22 protein-coding genes are annotated in these 25,125 nt (G+C 52.4%); 10 read left to right on the top strand and 12 right to left on the bottom strand.

Annotated elements, in window-relative coordinates; translation table 11 throughout:
• The first annotated feature begins 229 nt into the window (after window positions 1-229).
• Together ACTHUR_RS03460 and ACTHUR_RS03455 are read left to right on the top strand one after the other, a co-directional pair.
• A complete protein-coding gene (locus ACTHUR_RS03460; protein ID WP_108699912.1) occupies window positions 230-2,071 on the top strand; it encodes an autotransporter assembly complex protein TamA in 1,842 nt (613 codons plus the stop codon).
• 81 nt (window positions 2,072-2,152) lie between these two features.
• Complete coding sequence (locus ACTHUR_RS03455; RefSeq protein WP_108699913.1) at window positions 2,153-6,301, top strand: translocation/assembly module TamB domain-containing protein; 4,149 nt, start codon at window positions 2,153-2,155, stop codon at window positions 6,299-6,301.
• Window positions 6,302-6,539: 238 nt separating this feature from the next.
• Here ACTHUR_RS03455 and ACTHUR_RS03450 read toward each other — a convergent pair whose 3' ends face one another.
• From ACTHUR_RS03450 to ACTHUR_RS03410, 9 genes are all read right to left on the bottom strand, one after another.
• Window positions 6,540-6,713, bottom strand: a complete 174-nt coding sequence (locus ACTHUR_RS03450; protein ID WP_004519151.1) for a hypothetical protein — start codon at window positions 6,711-6,713, stop codon at window positions 6,540-6,542.
• A 12-nt stretch (window positions 6,714-6,725) separates the two neighbouring features.
• Window positions 6,726-7,304, bottom strand: a complete 579-nt coding sequence (locus ACTHUR_RS03445) for a sigma-70 family RNA polymerase sigma factor (RefSeq protein ID WP_004519152.1) — start codon at window positions 7,302-7,304, stop codon at window positions 6,726-6,728.
• A gap of 142 nt (window positions 7,305-7,446) precedes the next feature.
• Complete coding sequence (locus ACTHUR_RS03440; protein ID WP_004519153.1) at window positions 7,447-8,133, bottom strand: HvfC family RiPP maturation protein; 687 nt, start codon at window positions 8,131-8,133, stop codon at window positions 7,447-7,449.
• Window positions 8,123-8,965: an HvfB family MNIO-type RiPP peptide maturase gene (locus tag ACTHUR_RS03435; RefSeq protein ID WP_004519154.1), complete on the bottom strand. Its 843-nt coding sequence runs from the start codon at window positions 8,963-8,965 to the stop codon at window positions 8,123-8,125. The genes ACTHUR_RS03440 and ACTHUR_RS03435 overlap by 11 nt, the downstream gene beginning before the upstream one ends.
• Before the next feature lie 86 nt (window positions 8,966-9,051).
• A complete protein-coding gene (locus tag ACTHUR_RS03430) occupies window positions 9,052-9,369 on the bottom strand; it encodes an HvfA family oxazolone/thioamide-modified RiPP metallophore (RefSeq protein WP_003686668.1) in 318 nt (105 codons plus the stop codon).
• A gap of 83 nt (window positions 9,370-9,452) precedes the next feature.
• Entirely contained in the window at window positions 9,453-9,902 is a 450-nt protein-coding gene (locus ACTHUR_RS03425; RefSeq protein ID WP_004519155.1) for an HvfX family Cu-binding RiPP maturation protein, read from the bottom strand.
• Window positions 9,903-10,124: 222 nt separating this feature from the next.
• Window positions 10,125-12,434, bottom strand: coding sequence for a DNA helicase RecQ (gene recQ / locus ACTHUR_RS03420; protein WP_004519156.1), 2,310 nt, complete (start codon window positions 12,432-12,434; stop codon window positions 10,125-10,127).
• A 216-nt stretch (window positions 12,435-12,650) separates the two neighbouring features.
• The gene (locus ACTHUR_RS03415; RefSeq protein WP_004519157.1) at window positions 12,651-12,986 is read right to left on the bottom strand and encodes a zinc ribbon domain-containing protein YjdM; all 336 of its coding nucleotides are present in this window, start codon (window positions 12,984-12,986) and stop codon (window positions 12,651-12,653) included.
• 59 nt (window positions 12,987-13,045) lie between these two features.
• Window positions 13,046-13,384: a hypothetical protein gene (locus tag ACTHUR_RS03410; protein WP_004519158.1), complete on the bottom strand. Its 339-nt coding sequence runs from the start codon at window positions 13,382-13,384 to the stop codon at window positions 13,046-13,048.
• A gap of 444 nt (window positions 13,385-13,828) precedes the next feature.
• On the opposite strand from ACTHUR_RS03410, the gene ACTHUR_RS03405 reads away from it, so the two are divergent.
• Window positions 13,829-14,785: a DUF2167 domain-containing protein gene (locus tag ACTHUR_RS03405; RefSeq protein WP_004519160.1), complete on the top strand. Its 957-nt coding sequence runs from the start codon at window positions 13,829-13,831 to the stop codon at window positions 14,783-14,785.
• 79 nt (window positions 14,786-14,864) lie between these two features.
• Here ACTHUR_RS03405 and gltX read toward each other — a convergent pair whose 3' ends face one another.
• Window positions 14,865-16,259, bottom strand: a complete 1,395-nt coding sequence (gene gltX / locus ACTHUR_RS03400; RefSeq protein ID WP_004519161.1) for a glutamate--tRNA ligase — start codon at window positions 16,257-16,259, stop codon at window positions 14,865-14,867.
• A gap of 159 nt (window positions 16,260-16,418) precedes the next feature.
• Between gltX and ACTHUR_RS03395 the strand changes: the two genes are divergently transcribed.
• Together ACTHUR_RS03395 and ACTHUR_RS03390 are read left to right on the top strand one after the other, a co-directional pair.
• Window positions 16,419-17,513: an ABC transporter substrate-binding protein gene (locus ACTHUR_RS03395; RefSeq protein ID WP_070461002.1), complete on the top strand. Its 1,095-nt coding sequence runs from the start codon at window positions 16,419-16,421 to the stop codon at window positions 17,511-17,513.
• A gap of 118 nt (window positions 17,514-17,631) precedes the next feature.
• A complete protein-coding gene (locus tag ACTHUR_RS03390; RefSeq protein WP_070837238.1) occupies window positions 17,632-17,889 on the top strand; it encodes a hypothetical protein in 258 nt (85 codons plus the stop codon).
• Between the two features lie 70 nt (window positions 17,890-17,959).
• On the opposite strand, the gene ACTHUR_RS03385 is transcribed toward ACTHUR_RS03390, so the two are convergent.
• The gene (locus ACTHUR_RS03385; protein WP_070837240.1) at window positions 17,960-18,616 is read right to left on the bottom strand and encodes a YdcF family protein; all 657 of its coding nucleotides are present in this window, start codon (window positions 18,614-18,616) and stop codon (window positions 17,960-17,962) included.
• A gap of 25 nt (window positions 18,617-18,641) precedes the next feature.
• Window positions 18,642-19,001: an arsenate reductase (glutaredoxin) gene (gene arsC, locus ACTHUR_RS03380; protein WP_004519164.1), complete on the bottom strand. Its 360-nt coding sequence runs from the start codon at window positions 18,999-19,001 to the stop codon at window positions 18,642-18,644.
• Between the two features lie 169 nt (window positions 19,002-19,170).
• On the opposite strand from arsC, the gene ACTHUR_RS03375 reads away from it, so the two are divergent.
• From ACTHUR_RS03375 to metG, 5 genes are all read left to right on the top strand, one after another.
• Window positions 19,171-19,653, top strand: a complete 483-nt coding sequence (locus ACTHUR_RS03375; protein ID WP_070837242.1) for a TlpA disulfide reductase family protein — start codon at window positions 19,171-19,173, stop codon at window positions 19,651-19,653.
• Window positions 19,654-19,902: 249 nt separating this feature from the next.
• Window positions 19,903-20,553 carry a cell division ATP-binding protein FtsE gene (gene ftsE, locus ACTHUR_RS03370; protein WP_004519169.1) on the top strand — a complete coding sequence of 217 codons (651 nt, stop codon included), beginning with the start codon at window positions 19,903-19,905 and terminating at the stop codon, window positions 20,551-20,553.
• Window positions 20,550-21,467 (top strand): permease-like cell division protein FtsX, encoded by a 918-nt coding sequence (gene ftsX, locus ACTHUR_RS03365; RefSeq protein WP_003747810.1) that lies wholly within the window; start codon window positions 20,550-20,552, stop codon window positions 21,465-21,467. The genes ftsE and ftsX overlap by 4 nt, the downstream gene beginning before the upstream one ends.
• Window positions 21,468-21,663: 196 nt before the next feature.
• Window positions 21,664-22,917 (top strand): UDP-N-acetylglucosamine 1-carboxyvinyltransferase, encoded by a 1,254-nt coding sequence (gene murA / locus ACTHUR_RS03360; RefSeq protein ID WP_049335701.1) that lies wholly within the window; start codon window positions 21,664-21,666, stop codon window positions 22,915-22,917.
• A 127-nt stretch (window positions 22,918-23,044) separates the two neighbouring features.
• Window positions 23,045-25,102: a methionine--tRNA ligase gene (gene metG, locus ACTHUR_RS03355; protein ID WP_440361248.1), complete on the top strand. Its 2,058-nt coding sequence runs from the start codon at window positions 23,045-23,047 to the stop codon at window positions 25,100-25,102.
• Window positions 25,103-25,125: the final 23 nt, after the last annotated feature.

Genomic DNA, 25,125 nt, shown 5'->3' with positions numbered 1-25,125 from the left:
TCAGACGGCCTGAAATCTGCGCCATAAGGCCGAATATAAAGGCAACTTCATCAGTCAAAACACAAAAACATAAATATTACAATCAGATAGAAACAAACCAAAATCCGCCCTTAAGCCGCATTTTGCAACGTTATCGCGCTAAATTTCCGTTTATATCCATAGCCTGAAAGCTTGCAGAAATAATGTTAAAATCCCCAAACTGAAGAATTGTCGCTGTCGAACACACATCATGACCAAACTGACCTACCCTGTTTTATTTGCATCATTGGCGCTCGCCTACGGACACGCGTTGGCAGTAGATACTTCCGTTCCCAAAGCGGAAGACTACGAGGCCGTTCCCGAATCCGAAATGCCCAAGCAGCCCAAAGACGACCAAACAGGCAAACTCAAGCCCAAATTCCCCGTCAAAATCGACACCCAAGACAGCGAAGTCAAAGAAATGCTTGAAGAATACCTGCCGCTGATTACCCAGCAGCAGGAAGAAGAGCTGGACAAAGAGCAGGTCGGCTTCCTCGCCGAAGAGGCACCCGACAACGTCAAAACCATGCTCCGAACCAAAGGCTACTTCAACAGCAACGTCAATATTCAAGACCATGGCGAGAGCTATACCGTCAACGTCACCCCCGGCCCGCGCACCAAAGTCGACAACGTCAGCGTGGCCATCCTCGGCGACGTATTGAATGACGACAACTTGGCCGAATACTACCAAAATGCAATGGAAAACTGGCAACAGCCCGTTGGCGAAAACTTCGACCAAGACGGCTGGAGTGCGAGTAAAACCTCCGTCCTCAGCGCGGTAACACGCAAAAAATATCCTTTGGCGAAACTCACCACCACCCAAGCCACCATCAATCCCAATACCCAAAAAGCCGACTTGAACGTCATCGTGGAGAGCAACCGCCCCATTTACTTCGGCGATTTCCAAATCACCGGCACACGCCGCTACCCTGAGAGCGTGGTTTCCGGCATGGCGCGTTTCCAACCCGGTTCGCCTTACGACTTGGACAAAATCCTCGATCTGCAACAGGCGCTCGAGCAAAACGGCCACTACTCCGGCGCGTCCGTACAGGCTGACTTCGATCAACTGCAAGGCGACCGCGTTCCCGTCAAAATCAACGTGACCGAAGTCAAACGCCACAAACTGGAAACCGGTATCCGCTACGACTCCGAATACGGAATCGGCGGCCGCATCGCCTACGACTATTACAACCTCTTTAACAAGGGCTACATCGGCTCGGTCGTTTGGGACATGGACAAATACGAGACCACGCTGGCCGCCGGTATCAGCCAACCGCGCAACAACCGCGGCAACTACTGGACAAGCAACGTTTCCTACAACCGCTCGACCACGCAAAACCTTGAAAAACGCGCCCTGACCAGCGGCATTTGGTATGTCCGCGACCGCAACAATATCGATGCCCGCTTCGGCCTAGAATTTATTACCGAAGACCGCAAAGTCCCCGACACCAGCTACGATTTGGGCCGAAGCCATGCCACCATGCTGACCGCCTCATGGAAACGGCAAAGCATCGAAACCGAGCTGCATCCTCAAAACGGCTACTACCTCGACGGCAAAATCGGTACAACTTTGGGCAAACTCCTCTCCTCCACCCAAATGGCACGCGCCACGGCACGGGCAGGCTATTTCTTCACGCCTGAAAACAAAAAACTCGGTACGTTCATCGTACGCGGACAGGCAGGCTACGTTTATGCCCGCGAAGGCGAAGAAGTGCCGTCCAGCCTGATGTTCCGCACCGGCGGCGCGACTTCTGTACGTGGTTACGAACTCGACAGCATCGGCTTGGCCGGCCCCAACGGCTCCGTCCTGCCGCAACGCGCCTTGGTGGTCGGCAGCCTCGAATATCAATTCCCGGTTACCAAAAGCTTCTCCGGCGCCATCTTCCACGATGTCGGCGATGCAGCAAGCAACTTCAAACACATGACCTTAAAACACGGTACCGGCTTGGGCGTGCGCTGGTTCAGCCCGGTTGCGCCGTTCTCCTTCGATATTGCCTACGGCCATCACGACAAAAAAATCCGCTGGCACATCAGCTTAGGCACAAGGTTTTAAAAAAACATACTCACCATCCATTCTTTCAGACGGCCTCAGCCATTTCAGGCCGTCTGAACAACAGACAAACAGAAAAATATCATGACCGATACTGCAAACACTTCCACGCCGTCTGAACAACAGCCCGCCCCGCCAAAGCGCAAAAAACGCCTGTTGCGCGGCTTTGTCCTGTCCGCCTTGGGCGTATTGACCGTTTCCGCCGGCGCGATCGGCTGGCTGGTCGGTACGGAATCGGGTTTGCGTTTCGGTTTGTACAAAATCCCGTCATGGTTCGGCGTCAAAATCTCGTCGGATACGCTGAAAGGCACGCTGATTGAAGGCTTTGAAGGCGACAAATGGTTGATTGAAACAGAAGGTGCGGACATTAAAATCAGCAGCTTCCGCTTTGATTGGAAACCGTCCGAGCTGACCCGTCCTTCCTTGCACATCACCGAAGTCGTGGCCGGCGACATCGCCATCGTGACCAAACGCACGCCGCCTAAAGAAGAAGAGCCATCAAAAGGCCTGCCCGACAGCATAGACCTGCCCGTTACCGCCTATCTCGACCGTTTGGAAACCGGCAAAATCAGCGTGGGCAAGCGTTTTGACAAGCAGACCGTCTATCTCGACCATCTGCACGCGGCCTATCATTACGACAAAAAAGAACACCGCCTCTACATCAAAACCGCCGATACGCCATGGAGCAGCTCGACAGGTGCGGTGGTGATCGGTTTGGACAAACCCTACGTTCTCAATACCGCCATCTACACCAAAGGCCAGCTTGAGGGCGAAACCCTACATGGTACGGTGCGCCTGTGGGGCAGCCTGCAAGACGTATCCACCGACCTGCTGCTCGATAGCGACAACGTTCATTTGTCGGCAAAATCCACCATTCACCCATTCGCCGACAGCCTCAATGAAACCATCGGCGAAATCCTGATTAAAGGTTCCAACATCAATCCGCAGGCCTTCCTGCCCAGCCTGCCCAAAGCGCGCCTGAATTTCGACGCTACCACCATTCCGTCGTTTACCGACGGCGTTGCGTTGGAAGGCTCGATTGACTTGGAAAACGACCAAGCCGGTTTTGCCGATGAAAATCATATCCCCGTCAAACGCATCCTCGGCGAATTCATCGTCGACGACAAAGGTACGGTCAAAATCGAAGACATCGGCGTCGGCCTGCTCAAAGACGGCAGCATCGATGTATCCGGTTCTATCGATACCGCCCAAGACCAGCTCAAACTCGCACTGGGCATCAACAATACCGGCGCAGACGACTTTGTCCGTCAAAACATCGCAGGCCGTCTGAACGGCAGTATCGATGTCAAAGGCGAAACCTCCTCCCCCGTCGTCAACTGGAATCTCGACAGCGGATTTGCACGTACAGACGGCATGCTGTTTTTCCAAACCGACAAACAGCTCGGCCAGCGCACGCTCAAGCTCGACAAAGTCCGTCTGGTTCCGCAAAACGGCGGCGAACTCAACGCCAAAGGCTCGCTCGAACTCTTCAAAGACCGCAAACTACAACTGGACATCGTCAGCAAAGCCTTCAACCCTGCGCGTATCGATCCGCAGCTTCCGCAAGGCAGCGTCAACGGCAACATCAACTTGACCGGCATACTGGCGCAAGAAAAATTCGCCGGCAAAATGCAGTTTGCACCGAGTACGCTCAACGGCGTTCCGCTCAGCGGCAAAGCCGACGTCGCCTATGAAAACAAACACCTCGCGCGCGCCCTGACCGACCTGACCCTCGGCAGCAACATCGTCAAAACCAACGGCAGCTTTGGTAAAAAAGGCGACCGCCTCAGCCTCAACATTACCGCCCCCGATTTGTCGCGTTTCGGCTTCGGCTTGGGCGGCCTGCTCAACGCGCGCGGCTACATCTCCGGCAGTTTTTCAGACGGCCTCAAAACCCTTGAAGCCGATTTGAACGGCGAAGCACGCAACTTCAAAGTCGCCGATGCCGTCAATATCCGCACCCTCGACTTCAAGCTTAAGGGTTCGCCCGACACCAACCGTCCGTTGAGTGCCGATATTAAAGGCGAACACATCGCCATATCCGGCGGCGCGGCCCTGATCGACAACGTCAACCTGCTCATCAGCGGCACAGGCTCGCGCCACCACATCCGCGGCAACAGCAGCATGGCGGTGGACAGCAAACGCTACAAGCTCGACCTCGATGCCACCGGCGGCCTCAACAAAGACCAAACCCAATGGAAAGGCACGGTTGATACGCTCGACATCAACGGTGCGTTCAACCTCAAACTGCAAAACCGCCTCAACCTCGAAGCCGGCAGCGAACGCGTTTCCCTCAGCAGCGCGCGTTGGGCGGCTATGGGCGGCAGCCTCAACCTGCAAAATTTCGTTTGGGACAAGAAAGCCGGCATTACCAGTAAAGGCAGCGCACAAAATCTGCACATTACCGAATTGCACAACTTCTACACTCCGCCTATCGAACACAACCTCGTCTTGGGTGGCGACTGGGATTTGGCGTACAGTCAAAACGCGCGCGGCTTCCTCAACATCAGCCGTCAAAGCGGCGACATCATCCTGCCGGGCAAAGACCCGAAAAACAAACAGCCTTTGGGACTTTCCGCGCTTGCCCTGCGCACCCGTTTCCAAAACGGCCGCATCGACAGCACGCTGGACGGCAACACCCGCTTCGGCAAAGTTAACGGCACGCTCGGCATCGCGCAACAGTTCGGCAACAACATCAACAACGCCCCTGTTAGCGGCAAGGTCAATATCAGCGTTCCCGATTTGGGCTCGCTCAAATCCTTTATGCCGGCGACAGCCCAAGGCATTGCAGGCCGTCTGAACGCGACCGCCACCATCGGCGGCCGACTCGGTTCGCCTACTATCAACAGCAACCTCGACCTCCAAACCAATTACGGCCGTGCCGACGGTACCGTCAACATCGGTCAAGGCACCAGCTTCGATACCGCCCCTCTGAGCGGCAAGCTTAACCTGAACGTTGCCAACCTCGAAGTCTTCCGCAACTTCCTGCCCGTCGGCCAAACCCTCAAAGGCCGTCTGAACGCCGCCGTCAACTTGGCAGGCCGTCTGAACGATCCGCAACTGAGCGGCCTGATTAATGGCGACAACCTCTATTACCGCCATCAAACCCAAGGCCTGATTCTCGACAACGGCGTATTGCGTTCGCGCCTGCAGGGTCAAAAATGGGTCATCGACAGCCTTAAATTCCACCGTGGCGGCACGATTGAGCTCAAAGGTGCGGTCAACCTTGCCAACGCCAACCCCGATGTCGACGTGGACATCGTCTTCGACAAATACCGCACCCTCTCGCGTCCAAACCGCCAACTGCAGCTCTCCGGCGCGGCCAAAGTCCTCTACAATCCGGAAAAAGGCGTATCGCTCAACGGCACGCTCAACACCGACTACGGCAGGTTTGGTTCGCAAAAATCCTCCATGCCGACCCTCGACGACGACGTGGTCGTACTGGGCGAAACCAAAAAAGAAGCAACGGCCACCACGCCGATTAATATGAACCTTGTCTTGAACATCAACGACAATGTCCGTTTTGTCGGCTACGGCGCAGACGTTACCATCGGCGGCAAACTGTCCATCACATCACGTCCGGGCGAAGCCGTCCAAGGCGTCGGCACCGTGCGCGTTGTCAAAGGCCGCTACAAAGCCTACGGCCAAGACCTCGACATCACCAAAGGATCGGTTTCCTTTGTCGGCCCGCTGACCAATCCAAATCTTAACATCCGTGCCGAACGCCGCCTCTCCCCGGTCGGCGCTGGCGTCGAAGTCCTCGGCAGCCTCAACAATCCGCGCGTGACCTTGGTTGCCAAGGAAGCCATGAGCGAAAAAGACAAACTCTCCTGGCTCATCCTCAACCGTGCCAGCAGCGGCAGCGACGGCGATAACGCCACGCTCTCCGCGGCCGCCAGCGCACTGCTTGCCGGCCAAGTCAACGACCGCATCGGCCTTGTGGATGATTTGGGCTTTACCAGCAAACGCAGCCGCAACGCCCAAACAGGCGAGCTCAACCCTGCCGAACAAGTCCTGACCGTCGGCAAACAGCTCACCAACAACCTCTACGCAGGTTACGAATATGGCATTTCCAGCGCCGAACAATCCGTCAAACTCGTGTACCAACTGACCCGCGCCATCCAAGCCGTTGCCCGCATCGGCACGCGCTCCTCCGGCGGCGAGTTGAAATACACCATCCGCTTTGACAACTGGTTCGGCAAAGACGAACCCGAGCCGGAAGAACAACACTAAAAGCCGTGAAAAAGGCCGTCTGAAATTCATCTTTCAGACGGCCTTTATCTTGTTCTACCGTATTAGAATCTTCAGCCATGCCTCAAAAAACAAAGGCCAACGGCGCAAGTTTAAAAATAAATGCAGCTAAAAAAGTGAACGGCAAACCATGGCTTATTCCAAGTTAGCAATAAATAAAGCAGATGCAAAAAGGCCGTCTGAAACTGACAGGGGTAGGTTTCAGACGGCTTTTTTTGAATCATCGAAACAACTTATGCATGGCATTGCTAATTAATTCGAGCTGTTTCTTATATTCGCGGCAACGGGGGCAGAGCGACAGGTGGACGGCAAGGGCAATGCGGTTAAAAAGACTGAGATGCACTTGGTCTTGCTGTTTGGAAATCAGATCGGTTATTTTGCGGCATTTTTTCATGGCGTTTTCCTGTCAGGCATGGGAGAACCATTTGATTTGCAGGCACTGGCGCAAGGTTTCGCGCGCACGGTGCATGATGGTGTAATAGTTGGCATGGCTGATGCCGCATTGTTCGCGGATTTCATCGCTTGAAAAGCCGAGAATCTCTTTCATGGTAAACACGCGGGCGGTGTTTTCCGGCAGATGGTAGAGGCAGGTCTGCAAAACTTGGTAGAACTCTTTATTGTTCAAACTGGCTTCGGGCGAGTCCCAACCCTGAGGCTGTCCTTCGTCCGTCCAATGCCCGTCGGCGGCAAAATGTCCTTCAAAGGCTTCATCCAAGGCTTCCTCGTCGCGCGTGATGAAAACTTGGCGTTGCCGTCCGATTTGGCGCAGGCAGTCGGTAATTTTGTTTTTTAAGATTGCAAACAGCCAGCTGCTCACTTGGGCGTCGCCTTTGAAACCCTCGGCCGCACGGTAGGCAGAAAGCATGGTTTCCTGTACGAGGTCTTCCGCCAAATCGGGGCGGTCGGGCAGCTGGATATGGGCAAAGCGCAGCAGCAGTTTGCGGGATTCGGCAAGCTCGGCATCGGTCAGTTCGGGTAGGGCCATAATGTATCAGTATGAAATGAATGATCAATATACTTTTGATTTTACGCTGATACGGCAAGAGCATGCGATTGAATCTATAAACGATTTCAGTAGTATTTTTGTTTCGCCGAAACCGACTGCACCCGTTTCAGACGGCCTTGATTTATGCCGCAACCAAAATGCCCTGTTCCAACCATTCCGTCCATTTTTGCCTTAATGCGTCCTGCCAAGCGTTTTCAGACGGCATGAACTCTGCCAGCATGGTCTGCAGGCCGTTTAGGGAAGTGGGCGTTTCTGCCAGCGTTTCCAGCAATAAGGCATCGAAATCGTCGAGCGTTTGGTACATCACGTCATCTTCCTTATCGCGCCACACCAAAACAGCAGTTTCCGCCTCCTGCAATTCGTCCGTCACGTCATACTGATAACGGCGCACAAAGGCGGCGGGAGAAAGGGTGTAAGCCAAATCGTCTGAATCGGCATGGGTTGTTTGGCTATCGGTCTGAGCGGTTTCGGCGAGCAGCTGGGTGTGTTCAAAGTCCATCAATGCCAAGAGGTCATCTGAAAGCGGCAGGCTTTGGCAATATTGGAGGAACTCGCCGGGGATTTCTTGAAAATAGGGCGTTTGAGCGCGCGCGTTGCGGACGAAACCTTCTTTCAGACGGCCCCATTCTTCGCTGTCAAAGTATTGCAGCGTTTCGGTATAGCAGCGGTCGATAAAGCTGTGAATATTGTTGCGTATCAGGCGGATATAGACATTCAACCGCTCTTGCGGCAATCCGTCTGCGGCTTTGCCTTCGCGTATGGCTTGGGCAAAGCGGTGTTGGTATTGGGCGGAGGTTTCAGGCTGCATGACGGTATTCCTTTCCGGCACGCATTTGATAGTCGGCGATTTTAGCGACTTCGGCTTCGAGTTCGGCAAAAGGCGGAAAATTGAAATCGCGTTCCAACAGGGTGGGCGGAATCGTCGGCAGTTTGGCATAGGCCAGTTCGAGCAAATCCCAAACAGTCGGCAATACTGCGGCGCCGTGGGTATCAATCAACAATTCGGGCGTTTCCACGTCATGTCCGGCAATATGGATATAGCACACGCGCTCTGCGTCCACATTTTCTAAAAAGGCTTCAGGCGACAACAGGCCGTGATTGACGGCGTTAACGTAAATATTGTTCACGTCCAAATGAATGCCGCAGTCGGCTTCACGGGCAACCGCGTTGAGGAACTCGACTTCGTTCATCTCGGCAAGCGGAGAATGCAGGTAGTAGGAGGTGTTTTCCACGGCAATACGGCAGCCCAACCGATCCTGCACTTCGCGGATACGGCGCGCGGTATGTTGTACCATTTCTTCAGTGAAAGGCAGCGGCAACAAATCGTAAAGATGACCGCCGTCGTGGCAGTAGCTCAAATGGTCGGAGAAAAACGTGCAATCGTAACGGCGCATCATTTCTTTGATTCCGTCTATCAAATCGGTATCCAACGGGGCTTGTCCGCCCAACGACATGGATAATCCGTGCAACGCCAGCGGCAGCCGTTCCGCCACGCGGTCAAACTGTTTGCGCGCCCTGCCACCCATTTTCAGCCAGTTTTCGGGAGCGGCTTCGATAAAGCGTATCGGGCTGTCGTCTGAAAGCGAGAGGAAGTCTTCCGCCAAGTCGCGGCGGTAGCCCAAGCCTGCGTGTTGAATCATGGTGATGTCCTGTTATGGTGCCGTATGAACGACAAAGTCGCATTTTCGTTTATAAAATGCGACTTTGTTAAAGGTATGTTGCAGGATTATTTAGAACCGCATTTACCTTCGCCGCATTTGCCTTCTACTACTTTGGCAGCTTTGGCTTTAGATGCTTTGCCTTTTTTAGCGTGAGTTTTTTCCACGGTTGAACCGCATTTGCCTTCGCCACATTTGCCTTCGCTTGCTTTAGAAACAGCGCTTGCACCGCATGAACCTTCACCGGCTTTAACCGCACCGCAAGAGCCTTGAGCAGATTTCTGAACACCTGCTTTGCTGCTTAACGGTTTATCAGCGGCAACAACGCCGGCAGCCAGAGACAGGGACAGCGCACCGGCCAAAGCAGCAGCTACATTTTTTTTCATTTTAACTTCCTTTTTAGAATACGAGTTTAAATAAATCAAGGGATAATATCGGGCATTTAAAGTCGGCCCGCGACCGTTAATCCTTAAAGAAAATGCTTGATACGACAACAGCGTTTCTTCAGCAGGGCATCCAAAGACAGACGGCCTGCGCCCTGCAATAGGACAGGAAATAAAACCACCAAATAAATCAGTGCTATTTTATAACCGTTGTCGCACACATTGTAACCCAAGCCGGCATGTACCGCAGACCATGCGACAGCCGTTACGACCATCAATCCCAGCGCGGACAGCCGCGTTGCCAAGCCGACGATGAGCAGCGCAGGCAAAACCAGTTCCGCCCACATGGCCAAATTCCAGTTGACCGTATCCGACAACAAATTGAACGGAAAGGGAAATTGACTGTTTATTTCTGCAAACCAGTTTTCCCCGTTCCATTTTTCCAAACCGGACTCAAGAAATTCATACGCGGCAAAAAGCCTGAGCGTCAACAAACCGAAAGCAGCCTGCCAAGAGGGGTTGGATGAGGTGTTCATTTATTTTCCTAATCAATGTGTGTTGAATGGGATGGGACGAAAAATCAATCGGCACCATCCCATATTTCATGCCTGTTTAGACGCGGCAGCTTTAAAAAACTGACGAAATAAATAAAGTTATTTTCTTATTCATTGTTTTATAAAGATTAAAAATTCAAAAGGCCGTCTGAAACACCATGCTTGATTGGGTTTCAGACGGCCTTTAATGATGAACGCGGTCAATCAATCCGCTTGTTTACACAATTCGACAATTTCTGCGCCGTATTTGTCGATTTTCTCCTCATTCATGCCGTGGATTTCCGCCAACTCCGCCAAATCTTGCGGCCGTCGGGCGGCAATCGCGCGCAGGGTAACTTTGCTGCATATCTGATAGGCTTCGAGGCCTTCATGGCGGGCAGTATCGATGTTCCACTGAAGCAGACGGCGCATCAAACGGCGTTTGCGTTTATCCTCTTCGCTCAGGCCGTCTGAAAACGGGCGGCAGATGTTTAAAATGCCCTCGCCGTATTGCTCGATACGTTTTTCGCCGAGTTTATACACGCCTAAAAGGTCGATGGGTTCGGCAGGCGTATTGGTCAGCAAATCGTCCATGCTTTCGTTGGAGAATACCGTTCCCAGCGTCACTTGATCGGCACTTGCCTGCTGCTCGCGCCAAGTTTCCAAAACCTGTTTTAAGGCCTGTTCGCGCTCGCCCAAGCTGTGGATAACTTGTATATTATCTGTGGAAACTGTACCGGCTTCGGCCGTTTCGCAAACGTCGAGTATCTCCAAACCGAATTTATTGATTTTCGCCTCACCCAGGCCGTAGATTTGATGTAAATCTTCCAAACTTCGGGGCATTTTTTCGACAATATCGCGCAGGGTTTTGTCGCCGCAAACCACATAGGCCGGTACTTCCTCCGCCTGGGCGCGTTGTTGACGCCATTGGCGCAATGCCTGCCACAAACGCTCTTCGCGCTCGGTGCGCAACCAATCGTCTTTCGGCTTTTGGGTGGCCGTTTTTTCGCGGCGCAGGGGACGCAACATGACTTCGGTTTCGCCCTTGAGGACTTTTTTGGCCGCTTCGGTCAGCTGCAAGGCTTGATGCTGCTCGACGTTGACGGTGAGATAGCCCAAGCTGATGCACTGGCGGATGACACTGCGCCATTCCTTGTCAGTCTGTTCGCTGCCGATGCCGAATGTGGATAACTTGTCATGGCCGTTGCGCAGTATCCAATCGTCGCTTTTACCGCGTAAAAGGTTGGTGATGTAACCGGCGGCAAAGCGTTGTCCGGCGCGGTACACGCAGCTGAGTAATTTTTGCACCAACACCGTGCCGTCAAACCGCACGGGCGGATGCAGGCAGTTGTCGCAATGGCCGCAGGGTTCGGATTCTTCGCCGAAATGTTTGAGCAGCAGTACGCGGCGGCAGGCGGCGGTTTCGCAGACGGAAAGCATGGCATCGAGTTTTTGCATTTCGATTTGCTTTTGCACCTCGTCGCTGTTGCCTTCGGCAATCCGTTCGCGCAGCAACACCCAATCGTTCAAGCCGTAACACAGCCAGCTCACGGCAGGCAGACCGTCCCGGCCGGCGCGCCCCGATTCCTGATAGAAATGTTCGACACTTTGGGGCATATCGAGATGGGCGACAAAGCGCACGTCGGGTTTGTCTATGCCCATGCCGAACGCCACGGTCGCCACCACGATAATATTGTCTTCATGCGTAAAGCGGCGTTGGTTTTCCTCGCGCACGTCCATGCTCAAACCGGCATGATACGGAATCGCCTCCAAGCCATTTTCACACAAAAACTGCGCCACATCCTCGACTTTTTTGCGACTTAAACAATACACAATGCCGCTTTGCCCATGCATCTGCTTGCGGATGAAATCCAGTAATTGTTTTTTACCATTATTTTTTTCGATAACCTGATAATAAATATTCGGGCGGTCAAAGCTGGAAATAAATTCGGGCGCATTGTCCAAGTGTAGATAATGCTTGATGTCGGCGCGCGTGGCCGCATCGGCGGTAGCGGTCAGGGCGATGCGCGGGACGTTCGGATAGCGTTCGGCAAGCATGCCGAGCTGTTGATATTCGGGGCGGAAATCGTGTCCCCATTGGCTGACGCAATGCGCCTCATCAATGGCAAACAGGCTGACGGTTTGTTGGTCGAGAAAACGCAAAAAGCGGTCGGTAACCAAGCGTTCTGGTGCGACATAAAGCAGTTTCAGACGGCCTTGGGCAAGCTTGTCGGCAATCTCGCGCGCCTCATCTGCCGATGTGCTGCTGTTGACTGCCGCCGCTTCAATCCCGGCCACATGCAGGCTGGCTACTTGGTCGTTCATCAGCGCAATCAGCGGCGATACGACAACCGCCACGCCTTCGCGCATCAGCGCCGGAATCTGGTAACACAAAGACTTGCCCCCGCCCGTCGGCATCAGCACCATCAAACTCTCGCCGCCGGCCAAAGCATTGACGATAGCCTCCTGCTTGCCACGAAATTCGGGATAACCGAATACTTCGTGCAAAATCTGTTTGGAGGTCGGCTGAAGCATAATGGTTCCGTAGAATAGGGGAAAGCGTTATTTTAACGGTTTTACACCCGCGTATGTGCGGAACATTTTGCCGCCGCTTTTTCAGACGGCCTGAAATTCAACTCTATTAAAGTTATTTAATTTTAAATAAAGATTTATTTTGTTTTAAATGAAATGCACAAAGGCCGTCTGAATCCTAATCTTCGGATTTCAGACGGCCTTTCAAAAATAAAATCTTTAGGCTTTTTTGACGAACTCAGATTTCAAGTTCATCGCGCTGCCATCGATTTTGCAACCGATATTGTGGTCGCCCTCTTGCAGGCGGATGCCTTTGACTTTGGTGCCTTGCTTGATGACCATAGAGCTGCCTTTGACTTTCAGATCTTTAATCAAGACAACCGTATCACCATCTTGCAATACCGCGCCGTTGGCATCTTTGACTTCCAAGGCATCATCGCTTGCAGCCGCAGCATCGGCCTCGTTCCACTCATGGGCGCACTCAGGGCAAACGTATTGGGCACCGTCTTCGTAAGTGTATTCGGAGTGGCATTTCGGGCAGGAAGGTAGGGACATGAGGTTTCCTTATAAATATGATAAAAGAAGCGTAAAACGCAAATAATACAATGTCTAAATTATTGATTCGCCTTGCTGCCGCCTACGCCGTAAACGGCATTCCAAGCCGCGTCCAACATTTGGCCGGCTTGTTGCAGCTTGGCATTTTGCTGCTCTTTCTGAGCCAAAGCCGTCTGAATTTCGCCTTTCAAACGGTCAATATCGGATTGTGCGGCCTGCAAACGGCGCTGCGCGCTTTCCAAATCACTTTGCAGGGAAATGATTTTGCTGTCGTTGCTGTTTTGCTCATGCAAAGCGGCACGGTAAACCGATTGGACGGACAGCAAACGGTCTTCCGCCTCACCGGCATACGCGGCAGCGGCGGATAACATCATCAGGGCAAGTAAGGTTTTTTTCATGGGTTTTCCTTTAAAGTTGTTTGATTTGTAAAGTAAAGCGCAGAGCCGATTTTTCCGCCGCCAAGTTTACATAATATGCTTGTTGGTCTTTGTTCTTGATGGCTTATTTTATCCAATCCGGACATTCAGGCTGCCGATAAAAGTTAATTCAATCGGCAGTTGTAACAGGCAGGCGGCTATTATTTTCTCATATTCTCCGCCTTATTCCATTATTTTCTGGTTTTATTATAAAAGGCCGTCTGAAAAATTTTCAGACGGCCTTTTTGAGTTTCACAATGATGGCTCTGCCTCTCGTCAAAAAGCTTTCCTGTATTTTTAAATTACAGTCATATTTAAATATGTAAATATGATTTATTTATTGTAAAATTTATCCTTTAGTCATGCCGGAGCATATGGTGTTGCGGCTGTCTGCATCTTTTTTAATTCTTCTTCCATGAGAACCCTATGATGAAAAGCAACCATCTCGCCTATGCCGTTTTGGCAGCCCTACTATCTATCCAAACCCTGCCGGCTTCTGCAGCCAAATCTGATACTGCTTCTGCCGTCGAGGCATCCGGGCAAGAAGCGCAACAAGCCTCAGACTCTATCGCAAACTACGTTGACGACCAGATCGTCCAAGGCCCAGCAACCGTTGATTTGGGCAATCAGGCCAAACTGAAACTACCTGCAAAAATGGTCTTTGTGAAAAAAAATCGCGCCAATGCCATGATGAGAGAAGCAGGCAACGCTACAGATCCCAACCGCTACGGCCTGATTCTCCCCGAGTCGGAAAACGAGGACGGTGATACTAATTGGATGGTAGACCTAACCTTTACCGATTCCGGCTATATCAAAGACGATGATGCCAAAGAATGGGATGTTGAGGCCATGCTCGAGCAGCTGAAAGAAGGTACCGAGGAACAAAATAAAGAGCGTGCCTCCCGCAACCTGCCGGAATTGGAAACACGCGGCTGGGTAGAAAAACCGCAATATGATGCAAAGACCCATCGTCTGATTTGGTCGATTGACGTTCTGAATAAAAACGAACCCGATCCCAATCCTGCCATCAACTACAATACTTTCCAGCTGGGACGCGAAGGCTATATTGAATTGACTATGATCACCGATTTGAAAAGCATAGATCAATACAAACCTATTGTGCAAGAATTGTTGGGCAATATCGAATTCAATGAAGGCAAGCGCTACAGCGATTTCAATGCGGCAACCGACAAAGTGGCCGAATACGGACTGGCTGCCTTGGTTGGCGGTATCGCTGCAAAAAAACTGGGATTATTAGCTTTGGCCGGCGCATTACTGGCTAAATTCGGCAAACTGATTATTTTTGGTGCTGTTGCAGCAGGTGCATTGTTTAAAGGCCTATGGCGCAAAAAAGATAAAAACAAACCGAGCGAAGAAGAATAAATAAATCCTGTTCAAAATAAAAAGGCCGTCTGAAAACTTGGCATTCCCAGTTTTCAGACGGCCTTTTATCATTCATGCCTTACGAACGGATCCGTTTCAACACTTCTTCTTTGCCGATCAAAGCCAATACGGCATCGACGCTTGGGGTTTTCGCCGTACCACAGACTGCGAGGCGCAAAGGCATACCGAGTTTGCCCATTTTGATGCCTTCTTCGTCGCAGAAAGGTTTGAAGAGGTCGTGGATGGCTTCGGCGGTCCAGTCTTCCAGCCCTTCGAGGCGTTCAGCAAAGCGCAGCATACGGGCGGCGGCTTCGTCGTCCCAGTGTTTCTGCATGTCTGCTTCGGCCGGCGTTTGTTTGACGTAGAAGTAGAGGCACTCGTCGGCAAGCGTGTTCAGGTCTTGGGCACGGTCTTTGACCAATGCCAACACGTCTTCCAAAGCAGGCTTGCTTGTTTCATGGATATCGCGCAGGGCGAGGCGCGGTTTCACCATTTCGGCCAGTTTTTCGTTGGCGGTGATTTTGATGTGTTCGCCGTTGATCCAGTAGAGTTTTTTCAAGTCCATACGGCTTGGAGACGGGGAAACGTCTTTCAAATCAAACCATTCGATGAATTGTTCCATTGTGAAGAATTCATCGTCGCCATGCGCCCAGCCTAAACGTGCCAGATAGTTGAGCATGGCTTCGGGCAGGATACCCATCGCGCCGAAATCGGTAATGGCAACGGTATCGCCGCTGCGTTTGGAGATTTTTTTGCCTTGTTCGTTAAGAATCATGGGCAGGTGGCCGTATTCGGGCAGATTTGCACCGATGGCTTTTAAGATGTTGATTTGTTTCGGGGTGTTGTTCACATGGTCGTCACCACGGATAACGTGGGTAATGCCCATGTCGTAGTCGTCCACGACAACGCAGAAATTGTAGGTCGGCGTGCCGTCGGCGCGGGCGATAATCAGGTCGTCGAGTGCTTCGTTGGGGATGGAGATTTCGCCTTTGACCAAATCCGTCCATTTCGTAACGCCGTCCAAAGGCGTTTTGAAGCGGACGACGGGTTGAACGTCGGCAGGGATTTCGGGCAGAGTTTTGCCTTCTTCCGGACGCCAACGGCGATCGTACGTCGCCGTGCCTTCTTTTTCTGCTTTCTCGCGCATGGCTTCCAGCTCTTCTTTGCTGCAATAGCAGTAGTAGGCATGGCCTTTTTCTAAAAGTTCGGCGATGACTTCTTTATAGCGGTCGAAACGGCGGGTTTGGTACACGACGTTGTCGGCGTTGTCGTAGTTCAGGCCGACCCATTTCATGCCGTCGAGGATGATGTTGACGGATTCGGCAGTAGAGCGCGCCAAGTCGGTATCTTCGATACGCAATAGGAACTCGCCTTTATGATGGCGGGCAAACGCCCATGAAAACAAGGCGGTGCGTACGCCGCCGATGTGCAGGTAGCCGGTGGGGCTGGGGGCGAAACGGGTTTTGACGGTCATGATGGCTCCAAAGTCTTTTAAAACAGGTATTTTACTTTTTCGGCAAAGTTTAAACAATGTACGGCCGTCTGAAAATAATGTCAGCGCAGAAGGACCGTCTGGGAACTTTTCTACTGAAAACAAGACAAATGATAATTATTTCTTTGAAAGTATCCGCTCATGAACAAACGCGCTTTATTTACCGCCCTCGCCCTCCTGCCCCTTTTTGCCCAAGCCGAAATCAAAACTATCAAAGACGTATTGGGACGCGAAGTCAAAGTCGATGTCCCTGTCAAACGCGCGGTTTTGGCGTTTTACTATCCCGACTATATCGCGGTAACGGGCGCGGACAAATTTAAAAACGTCATCGGCATTTCGCGTGAGTTTTGGGAGAAATTCAATCCCGGCAGCTGGGCGATGTTCAAACAGAAGCTGCCTACGCTGCAAAACATTGCGGACATCGGCAACATCAGCACCGGCACGTTTTCACTGGAGAAAACGCTCGCGCTCAAGCCGGACGTATTGATTCTGGCCGACTGGCAGTATAAGGCCATCGCCACCCATCTGCCGCGCATTAAAGCGGCAGGCATACCCGTCGTCGTGGTCGATTTCAACGCCGAAACCGTCGCGCGGCACACGCGCAGTGCGGAAATTTTCGGCGAACTCAACGGTACGCAGGCGCGCGCCCAAAAAATTGCCGCCGAATACGCCCGAGGCATTGCCGATATCCAAAAACGCGTCGCGCGCGCCAAGCAGTCCAAACCGAAAATCTATATCGAGTTCGGCGACAAAGGCCCGTCCGAATACAGCTACACCTTCGGCAAAGATATGTGGGGCGCGATTGCCGACACAGCAGGCGGCAACAATATCGCCGCGCCTTACGTTAAAAACTGGGGACCGGTAAACCCTGAAAAATTCCTGACGGCCAAACCCGACGTCATCGTCATTTCGGGGACGGAAAACGGCCATAAAGACAAGCCTGACATTATGGCGATGGGCATAGGCATCAGCCAGGCCGATGCGCAACGCCGACTGGCCGGATTTGTCAAACGCAAAGGCTGGGCAGACATTCCTGCCGTCAAAAACAAACGCGTTTACGGCATCTACCACACCGCCTCCCGCTCGCTCACCGATTTGGCCAGCGCGCAATTTATCGCCAAAACCCTGTATCCGCAGCAGTTTGCCGACATAGACCCAAACAAGACCTATCTGGACTTCTACCGCAAATACCTGCCCGTCGTGCCGGACGGTACGTTTTACATCCGATTGAAATAGCGGCTGCAAAAATCATAGGCTCAGGCCGTCTGAAGATTCAGACGGCCTGAGCATGCTATGCCGATAAAGATTTAATGAGTATAATTACTGTTCTTTCAACAAAATTACTGAGTACATAATGAACGGACAAAACCAAATCGGCCATCAACAGGCTCCAATTGTAAGCGTCAAAGAATGGTTGATAACAAACTTGATTATGATGATTCCGCTGGTCAATATAGTTATGATGCTTGTATGGGCATTCGGCTCAAACACCAATCCAAATAAAGCTAATTATTTCAAGGCTACCTTGATTCTGTTTGCCATCGTAATGGTAATTTATCTGGTACTGGCTGTAGTCTTTTTTGGCAGTGTAGCTGCAAATCAATATCAATAAGTAAGAATACATTTAGGCCGTCTGAAACCTAAAAGGCTTCAGACGGCCTTTTACATGGATTACCGAAAGCTCAAGCACCTATCCAATTCCAAACTGCATCGCTCCATTTGCCGATACGGTAGAGAAACAAAGAATAGCTCTCCTGCATCAGGAACTTGGCTTTCTTGTTGCGCTCGTCAAAGCGCGTGGTCGGGGTGGCGGAGAACTGTGCGTCTGACAAGCCCAAATCGGCGGCCATTTCTTCGGCGCGCGCCAAATGATACGGGTCGCTGACAACGATAATGCTACCGATGCCGTTGGCGTGCATGATGGGGACGATATTGCGCAGGTTTTCGTAAGTGTTGCGCGATGTGTTTTCAAACAGGATATTGTGCGCCGGTATGCCCTGCTTGAGCGCGTATCGGCGCCCCACTTCGGCTTCGGTCATAAATCCTTTTTTGGGCGTGCCGCCGGTGAAAATGATTTTGCCGACACGATGGCTTTGGTAGAGCGTGATGGCGTGGTTGATGCGCTCACGGAATACCGGCGACGGGCGTTTGTCCCACGCTGCCGCACCCAATACCACCGCCGCATCGGCATGAACGTCCTTCGGCAAGGTGTGCGAACCTGTCCGGTAAATCTGCCATGTGCCGCTCAAAAAAATACCGCACACCAGCAAAACGCTCAAAGCAAGGCCGCGAAACAGGTAATATCGCAGGCCATTGCGGCTTTTAAGCAGGGAAATCATCTTCAGACGGCCTTATCCAACCCTATCAGCCGAGTAGGGCGGCAATGTTTTCCAACGGACGGCCGATGGCTGCACGCGTAGGCGTTACCAAAACGGGGCGCTCAAGCAGGGCAGGGTGTTCGGCGATTGCCTGAAGCAGGGCGGCATTGTCCAAATCGGGATTGTCCAAACCCAATTCTTTGTACAAATCGTCTTTCGTGCGCATCATGCCGCGCACCGATTCGATGCCGAGTTTGGCAAACATATCCTGCAAAGTCGCCAAATCAGGCGCGGTATCCAGATATTTGACCACGTCGGCGGCAACGCCTTTTTCTTCGAGCAAAGCCAGCGCGGCACGCGATTTGCTGCAACGCGGGTTGTGATAAAGTGTGAATTCAGACGGCATGAAAGTCTCCGTATTATTGCAAAATCATTCAATGATGGCGGTTATTATCGTCTGCAACTGATTTTTACTCAAACTTTTTACTTGATATCTTGATACGAATCGGTAGGCATACCCACCAAACCGTTTTACAATAAACACAATTTCGATTGGCAACCTCAAGGATACAACCATGAAAGCCTTAACCGCCCTTCTCTTGTCCGCCACCGTTTTTACCGCTGTACCGGCCTTTGCCGCCGATGAAACAGCTGGTTGGCAGGACAACAAACCGCAAAGCCTGGAATCGCTCAAAGCCCCCGTGCGCGTGGTCAACCTGTGGGCAACCTGGTGCGGCCCCTGCCGTAAAGAAATGCCCGCCATGTCCGCATGGTACAAAGCGCAGAAAAAAGGCAGCGTCGATATGGTCGGCATCGCGCTGGATACCACTGACAACATTGGCAAGTTCCTGAAACAAACACCGGTCAGTTATCCGATTTGGCGTTACACCGGCGCCAACAGCCGCAACTTCATGAAAGCCCACGGCAACAACGTCGGCGTATTGCCTTTCACTGTCGTCGAAGCGCCGAAATGCGGTTACAAACAAACCATCACCGGCGAAGTCAACGAAAAAAGCCTGACCGCCGCCGTGAATTTGGCCAAAACCAAATGTAAATAAAACAGCGGATAGGGTGCTTAACCTACGCTGATACCGAGGCCGTCTGAAACCCAATCGTTCAGACGGCCTTTTTTTCAAATCATACTGCTTTGTGTTGCAAACCGGCAGTGTATCCGCCTGCAGAACCGGGGTTTCACTATCAAAAAGCAGCCGAAATATTTATAATCTGTGAATATCCCCATTTTTTCAGACGGCATGTTGCCCTATCGATGACGCCTGCCGTCTGAATCCCTATTTTCAGGAAAACCCATGATCCGTTTCGAACAAGTTTCCAAAACCTATCCCGGCGGTTTCGAAGCCCTGAAAAATGTCAGTTTCCAGATTAACAAAGGTGAGATGATTTTTATCGCCGGCCATTCGGGCTCGGGCAAATCTACCATTTTGAAGCTGATTTCAGGCATTACCAAGCCTACCAAAGGTAAGGTTTGGTTCAACAATCAAGACCTCGGCACCTTGAGCGACAATCAGATCGGCTTTATGCGCCAACATATCGGCATTGTCTTCCAAGACCACAAAATCCTCTACGACCGCAATGTCTTGCAAAACGTTATCCTGCCTTTGCGGATTGGCGGCTACCAGCCGCGCAAAGCGGAAGAGCGCGCGCGTATTGCGATTGAGAAAGTCGGCTTGAAAGGCCGCGAAAACGATATGCCCATCACTTTGTCCGGCGGCGAACAGCAGCGTTTGTGCATTGCACGCGCAGTGGTTCACCAACCCAGCCTGCTGATTGCCGACGAGCCGTCCGCCAGCCTCGACCGCGCCTACGCGCTGGATATTATGGAATTGTTTAAAACCTTCCATGAAGCAGGCACGACCGTGATCGTTGCGGCGCACGATGAAACGCTGATGGCGGATTACGGCCACCGCGTCTTGCGCCTGCAGAAAGGACGCCTCGCATGAGCATGATTCACTACATCTCGTTACACGTCGAATCGGCACGCGCCGCGCTCAAAGAGCTTCTGCGCCAACCCATCGGCACACTGCTGACCCTGCTCATGCTTGCCGTTGCCATGACCTTGCCGCTGTTTATGTATTTGGGTATCCAAAGCGGACAAAGCGTGTTGGGCAAACTCAACGAGTCGCCGCAGATTACGGTTTATATGGACACCGATGCGGCAAGTTCTGATGCCGATACGGTGAAAAACCTGCTCCAACGCGACAGCCGTATCGATAAAGTCCGCTTTATCAGCAAGCAGGAAGGTTTGGAAGAATTGCAGACCAATCTCGACCAAAACCTTGTTTCCATGCTCGATGGCAACCCGTTGCCCGACGTCTTTATCGTTACGCCCGACCCTGCCACTTCTCCGGATCAGATGCAGGCCATCTATAAAGACATTACCAAACTGCCGCGCGTCGAATCGGCAACCATGGATACCGAATGGGTACAAACTCTTTATCGTATTAACGAATTTATCCGCAAGATTTTGTGGTTCCTCTCGCTGACATTGGGCATGGCCTTTGTCTTGGTGGCACACAACACCATCCGCCTGCAAATCCTCAGCCGTAAGGAAGAGCTGGAAATCACCAAGCTATTGGGGGCGCCTGCTTCCTTCATCCGCCGCCCTTTCCTTTATCAGGCAATGTGGCAGAGTATTTTCTCCGCCGCCGTCAGCTTGGGCTTGTCGGCTTGGCTGCTGGCAGAAGTACGGCCGCTGGTGGACGCGATTTTCAAACCCTACGGCCTGAACATCGGCTGGCGTTTCTTCACATTTAGCGAAGTGTCGCTGGTATTCGGCTTCGTCATCGCGCTGGGCGTATTCGGCGCATGGCTGGCCACCACACAACACCTCTTGGGCTTCAAAGCCAAAAAATAAGCCTTGGCAAACAGGCCGTCTGAACCATTCAGACGGCCTGAAATCTTATCCTTTCGCAACGTAAACAAACCTTGTGAAAATTTAATACTGCCAAATCTAACAGCAAGGGCATAATCCCTTATAATTGATGGTTTATTATCCATCTCATTTCATTTGTGCGGCATAAGCCGTGCGGACAAATAACGAAAGACATCCTGTGGACAAACTCAAAATCTCTGCCAACGGCCCCCTCAACGGCGAAATCATCGTATCCGGCGCGAAAAATGCCGCCCTGCCGCTGATGTGTGCCGGTCTGCTGACTTCCGGCACTTTACGCTTGAAAAACGTACCCATGCTCGCCGACGTCAAAACCACCCAAAAACTGCTGCAAGGCATGGGCGCACGTGTTTTGACCGACAACATCTCCGAATTTGAAATCAACGGCGGCACCGTCAACAACACCTGCGCACCTTACGAACTGGTGAAAACCATGCGCGCATCCATCTTGGTTTTGGGCCCGACCCTCGCCCGCTTCGGCGAAGCCCAAGTCAGCCTGCCCGGCGGCTGCGCCATCGGTTCGCGCCCGGTTGACCAACACCTCAAAGGCCTAGAAACCATGGGTGCGGAAATTACCATCGAACACGGTTACGTCAAAGCCAAAGGCCGTCTGAAAGGCACGCGCGTCACCATGGACGTCGTGACCGTAGGCGGTACCGAAAACCTGCTGATGGCGGCCACGCTTGCCGAAGGCACCACCATCCTCGAAAACTGCGCCATCGAGCCCGAAGTCGTCGATTTGGCCGAATGCCTCGTCAAAATGGGCGCAAAAATCAGCGGCATCGGTACAGCAACCATGACCATCGAAGGCGTAAAAGAGCTGCACGGCTGCGAACACAGCGTCGTTCCCGACCGCATCGAAGCCGGCACCTTCCTCTGCGCCGTCGCCATGACCGGCGGCAAAGTCGTCCTGCGCAATGCCGCTCCCAAAACCATGGAAGTCGTGTTAAACAAATTGACCGAAGCCGGCGCCATCATCGAAGCCGGCGACAACTGGATTTCCATCGACATGCAACAACGTCCGAAAGCCGTGGACATCCGTACCGTCGTCCACCCGGGCTTCCCAACCGACATGCAGGCGCAGTTTATGGCCATGAACGCCATTGCCGAAGGCAGCAGCCGCGTGGTGGAAACCATTTTTGAAAACCGCTTCATGCACGTTCCTGAACTCAACCGCATGGGCGCAGACATCACCACCGAAGGCAACACCGCCTACATCAAAGGAGTAGAAAAACTCTCCGGCGCCGTCGTGATGGCAACCGACCTGCGCGCCTCTGCCAGCCTCGTCATGGCAGGCTTGGTCGCAGAAGGCGAAACCATCGTCGAACGCATCTACCACCTCGACCGCGGCTATGAATACATCGAGAAAAAACTTGGCGGCGTAGGCGCAAAAATCGAACGCGTACACGGTTGATCCCATACGCAGCCGATAAATAAAAGGCCGTCTGAAACACCGGCAATCGGGTTTCAGACGGCCTTTGCGTATTGTTTTGCGGTATAATTCCCGACATCTTTATCCATTGTTTTTAAAAGCACAAACCATGACACGCAAAATCCTTGTCACTTCCGCGCTGCCGTATGCCAACGGCAGCATCCACCTCGGCCACATGGTCGAACACATCCAAACCGACGTTTGGGTACGTTTCCAAAAACTGCGCGGCCACGAATGCTACTACTGCTGCGCCGACGACACCCACGGCACGCCCGTGATGCTTGCCGCGCAAAAACAAGGCATTGCGCCTGAAGATATGATCGCCAAAGTGCGCGAAGAGCACCTCGCCGACTTTACCGGCTTCAACATCGGCTACGACAATTATTACAGCACCCATTCCCCTGAAAACAAACAGTTTTCCCAAGACATTTACCGCGCGCTGAAAGCCAACGGCAAGATTGAGAGCCGCGTCATCGAGCAGCTTTTCGACCCCGAAAAACAAATGTTCCTGCCCGACCGCTTTGTCAAAGGCGAATGCCCGAAATGCCACGCCCAAGACCAATACGGCGACAACTGCGAAGTCTGCGGCACGACCTATTCCCCGACCGAACTGATCAACCCGTATTCCGCCGTATCCGGTGCCAAACCCGAATTGCGCGAATCCGAACACTTCTTCTTCAAACTGGGCGAATGCGCCGACTTCCTCAAAGCATGGACTTCCGGCAACAACCCGCACGACGGCAAGCCCCATCTGCAAGCCGAAGCCCTCAACAAAATGAAAGAATGGCTGGGCGAAGGCGAAGAAACCACCCTGTCCGACTGGGACATCTCCCGCGACGCGCCGTATTTCGGTTTCGAAATCCCCGACGCGCCGGGCAAATATTTCTACGTCTGGCTGGACGCGCCCGTCGGCTACATGGCGTCGTTTAAAAACCTGTGCGACCGCATCGGCGTCGATTTCGACGAATACTTCAAAGCCGACAGCCAAACCGAGATGTACCACTTCATCGGCAAAGACATCCTCTATTTCCACGCCCTGTTCTGGCCTGCCATGCTGCATTTCTCCGGCCACCGCGCCCCGACCGGAGTGTACGCACACGGCTTTTTGACTGTGGACGGACAAAAAATGTCCAAATCGCGCGGCACCTTCATCACCGCCAAATCCTATCTGGAACAAGGCCTGAACCCTGAGTGGATGCGCTACTACATCGCCGCCAAGCTCAACAGCAAAATCGAAGACATCGATTTGAACCTACAAGACTTTATCAGCCGCGTCAACAGCGACCTCGTCGGCAAATACGTCAACATCGCCGCCCGCGCTTCAGGTTTCATCGCCAAACGCTTTGAAGGCCGTCTGAAAGACGTTGCCGACAGCGAATTGCTGGCAAAACTGACTGCGCAAAGCGAAGCCATTGCCGAATGCTACGAAAGCCGCGAATACGCCAAAGCCCTGCGCGATATCATGGCCTTGGCAGACATTGTCAACGAATACGTTGATGCCAACAAACCTTGGGAACTGGCGAAACAAGAAGACCAAGACGCACGCCTGCACGAAGTATGCAGCGAGCTCATCAACGCCTTTACCATGTTGACCGCCTACCTCGCCCCCGTATTGCCGAAAGTGGCCGAAAACGCCGCCAAATTCCTGAATTTGGAAGCCATCACCTGGGCAAATACATGCGAAACCTTGGGCGAACATGCCATCAACAAATACGAACATTTAATGCAACGAGTGGAGCAAAAACAAGTGGACGATTTAATCGAAGCCAACAAACAAAGCATCGCCGCAGCAGCCGCGCCTGCCACCGAAGAGAGCAAATACGAAAAAGTCGCCGAACAGGCCAGCTTTGACGACTTCATGAAAATCGATATGCGCGTCGCCAAAGTATTGAACTGCGAAGCCGTCGAAGGCAGCACCAAACTCCTGAAATTCGACCTCGATTTCGGTTTTGAAAAACGCATCATCTTCTCCGGCATCGCCGCGTCTTACCCAAATCCTGCTGAATTGAACGGCCGCATGGTCATCGCCGTCGCCAACTTCGCCCCGCGCAAAATGGCAAAATTCGGCGTATCCGAAGGCATGATCCTCTCCGCCGCCACAGCCGAGGGCAAACTGAAGCTCCTCGACGTTGACGCAGGCGCACAGCCCGGGGATAAAGTGGGCTAAGGCTTATCCAAACCATAAGGAGA

It is taken from the genome of Neisseria sp. P0021.S007 (genome assembly GCF_051956855.1).
Note: the sequence above shows the minus strand (reverse complement) of the source record. Positions and strands in the feature narration are given on the sequence as shown.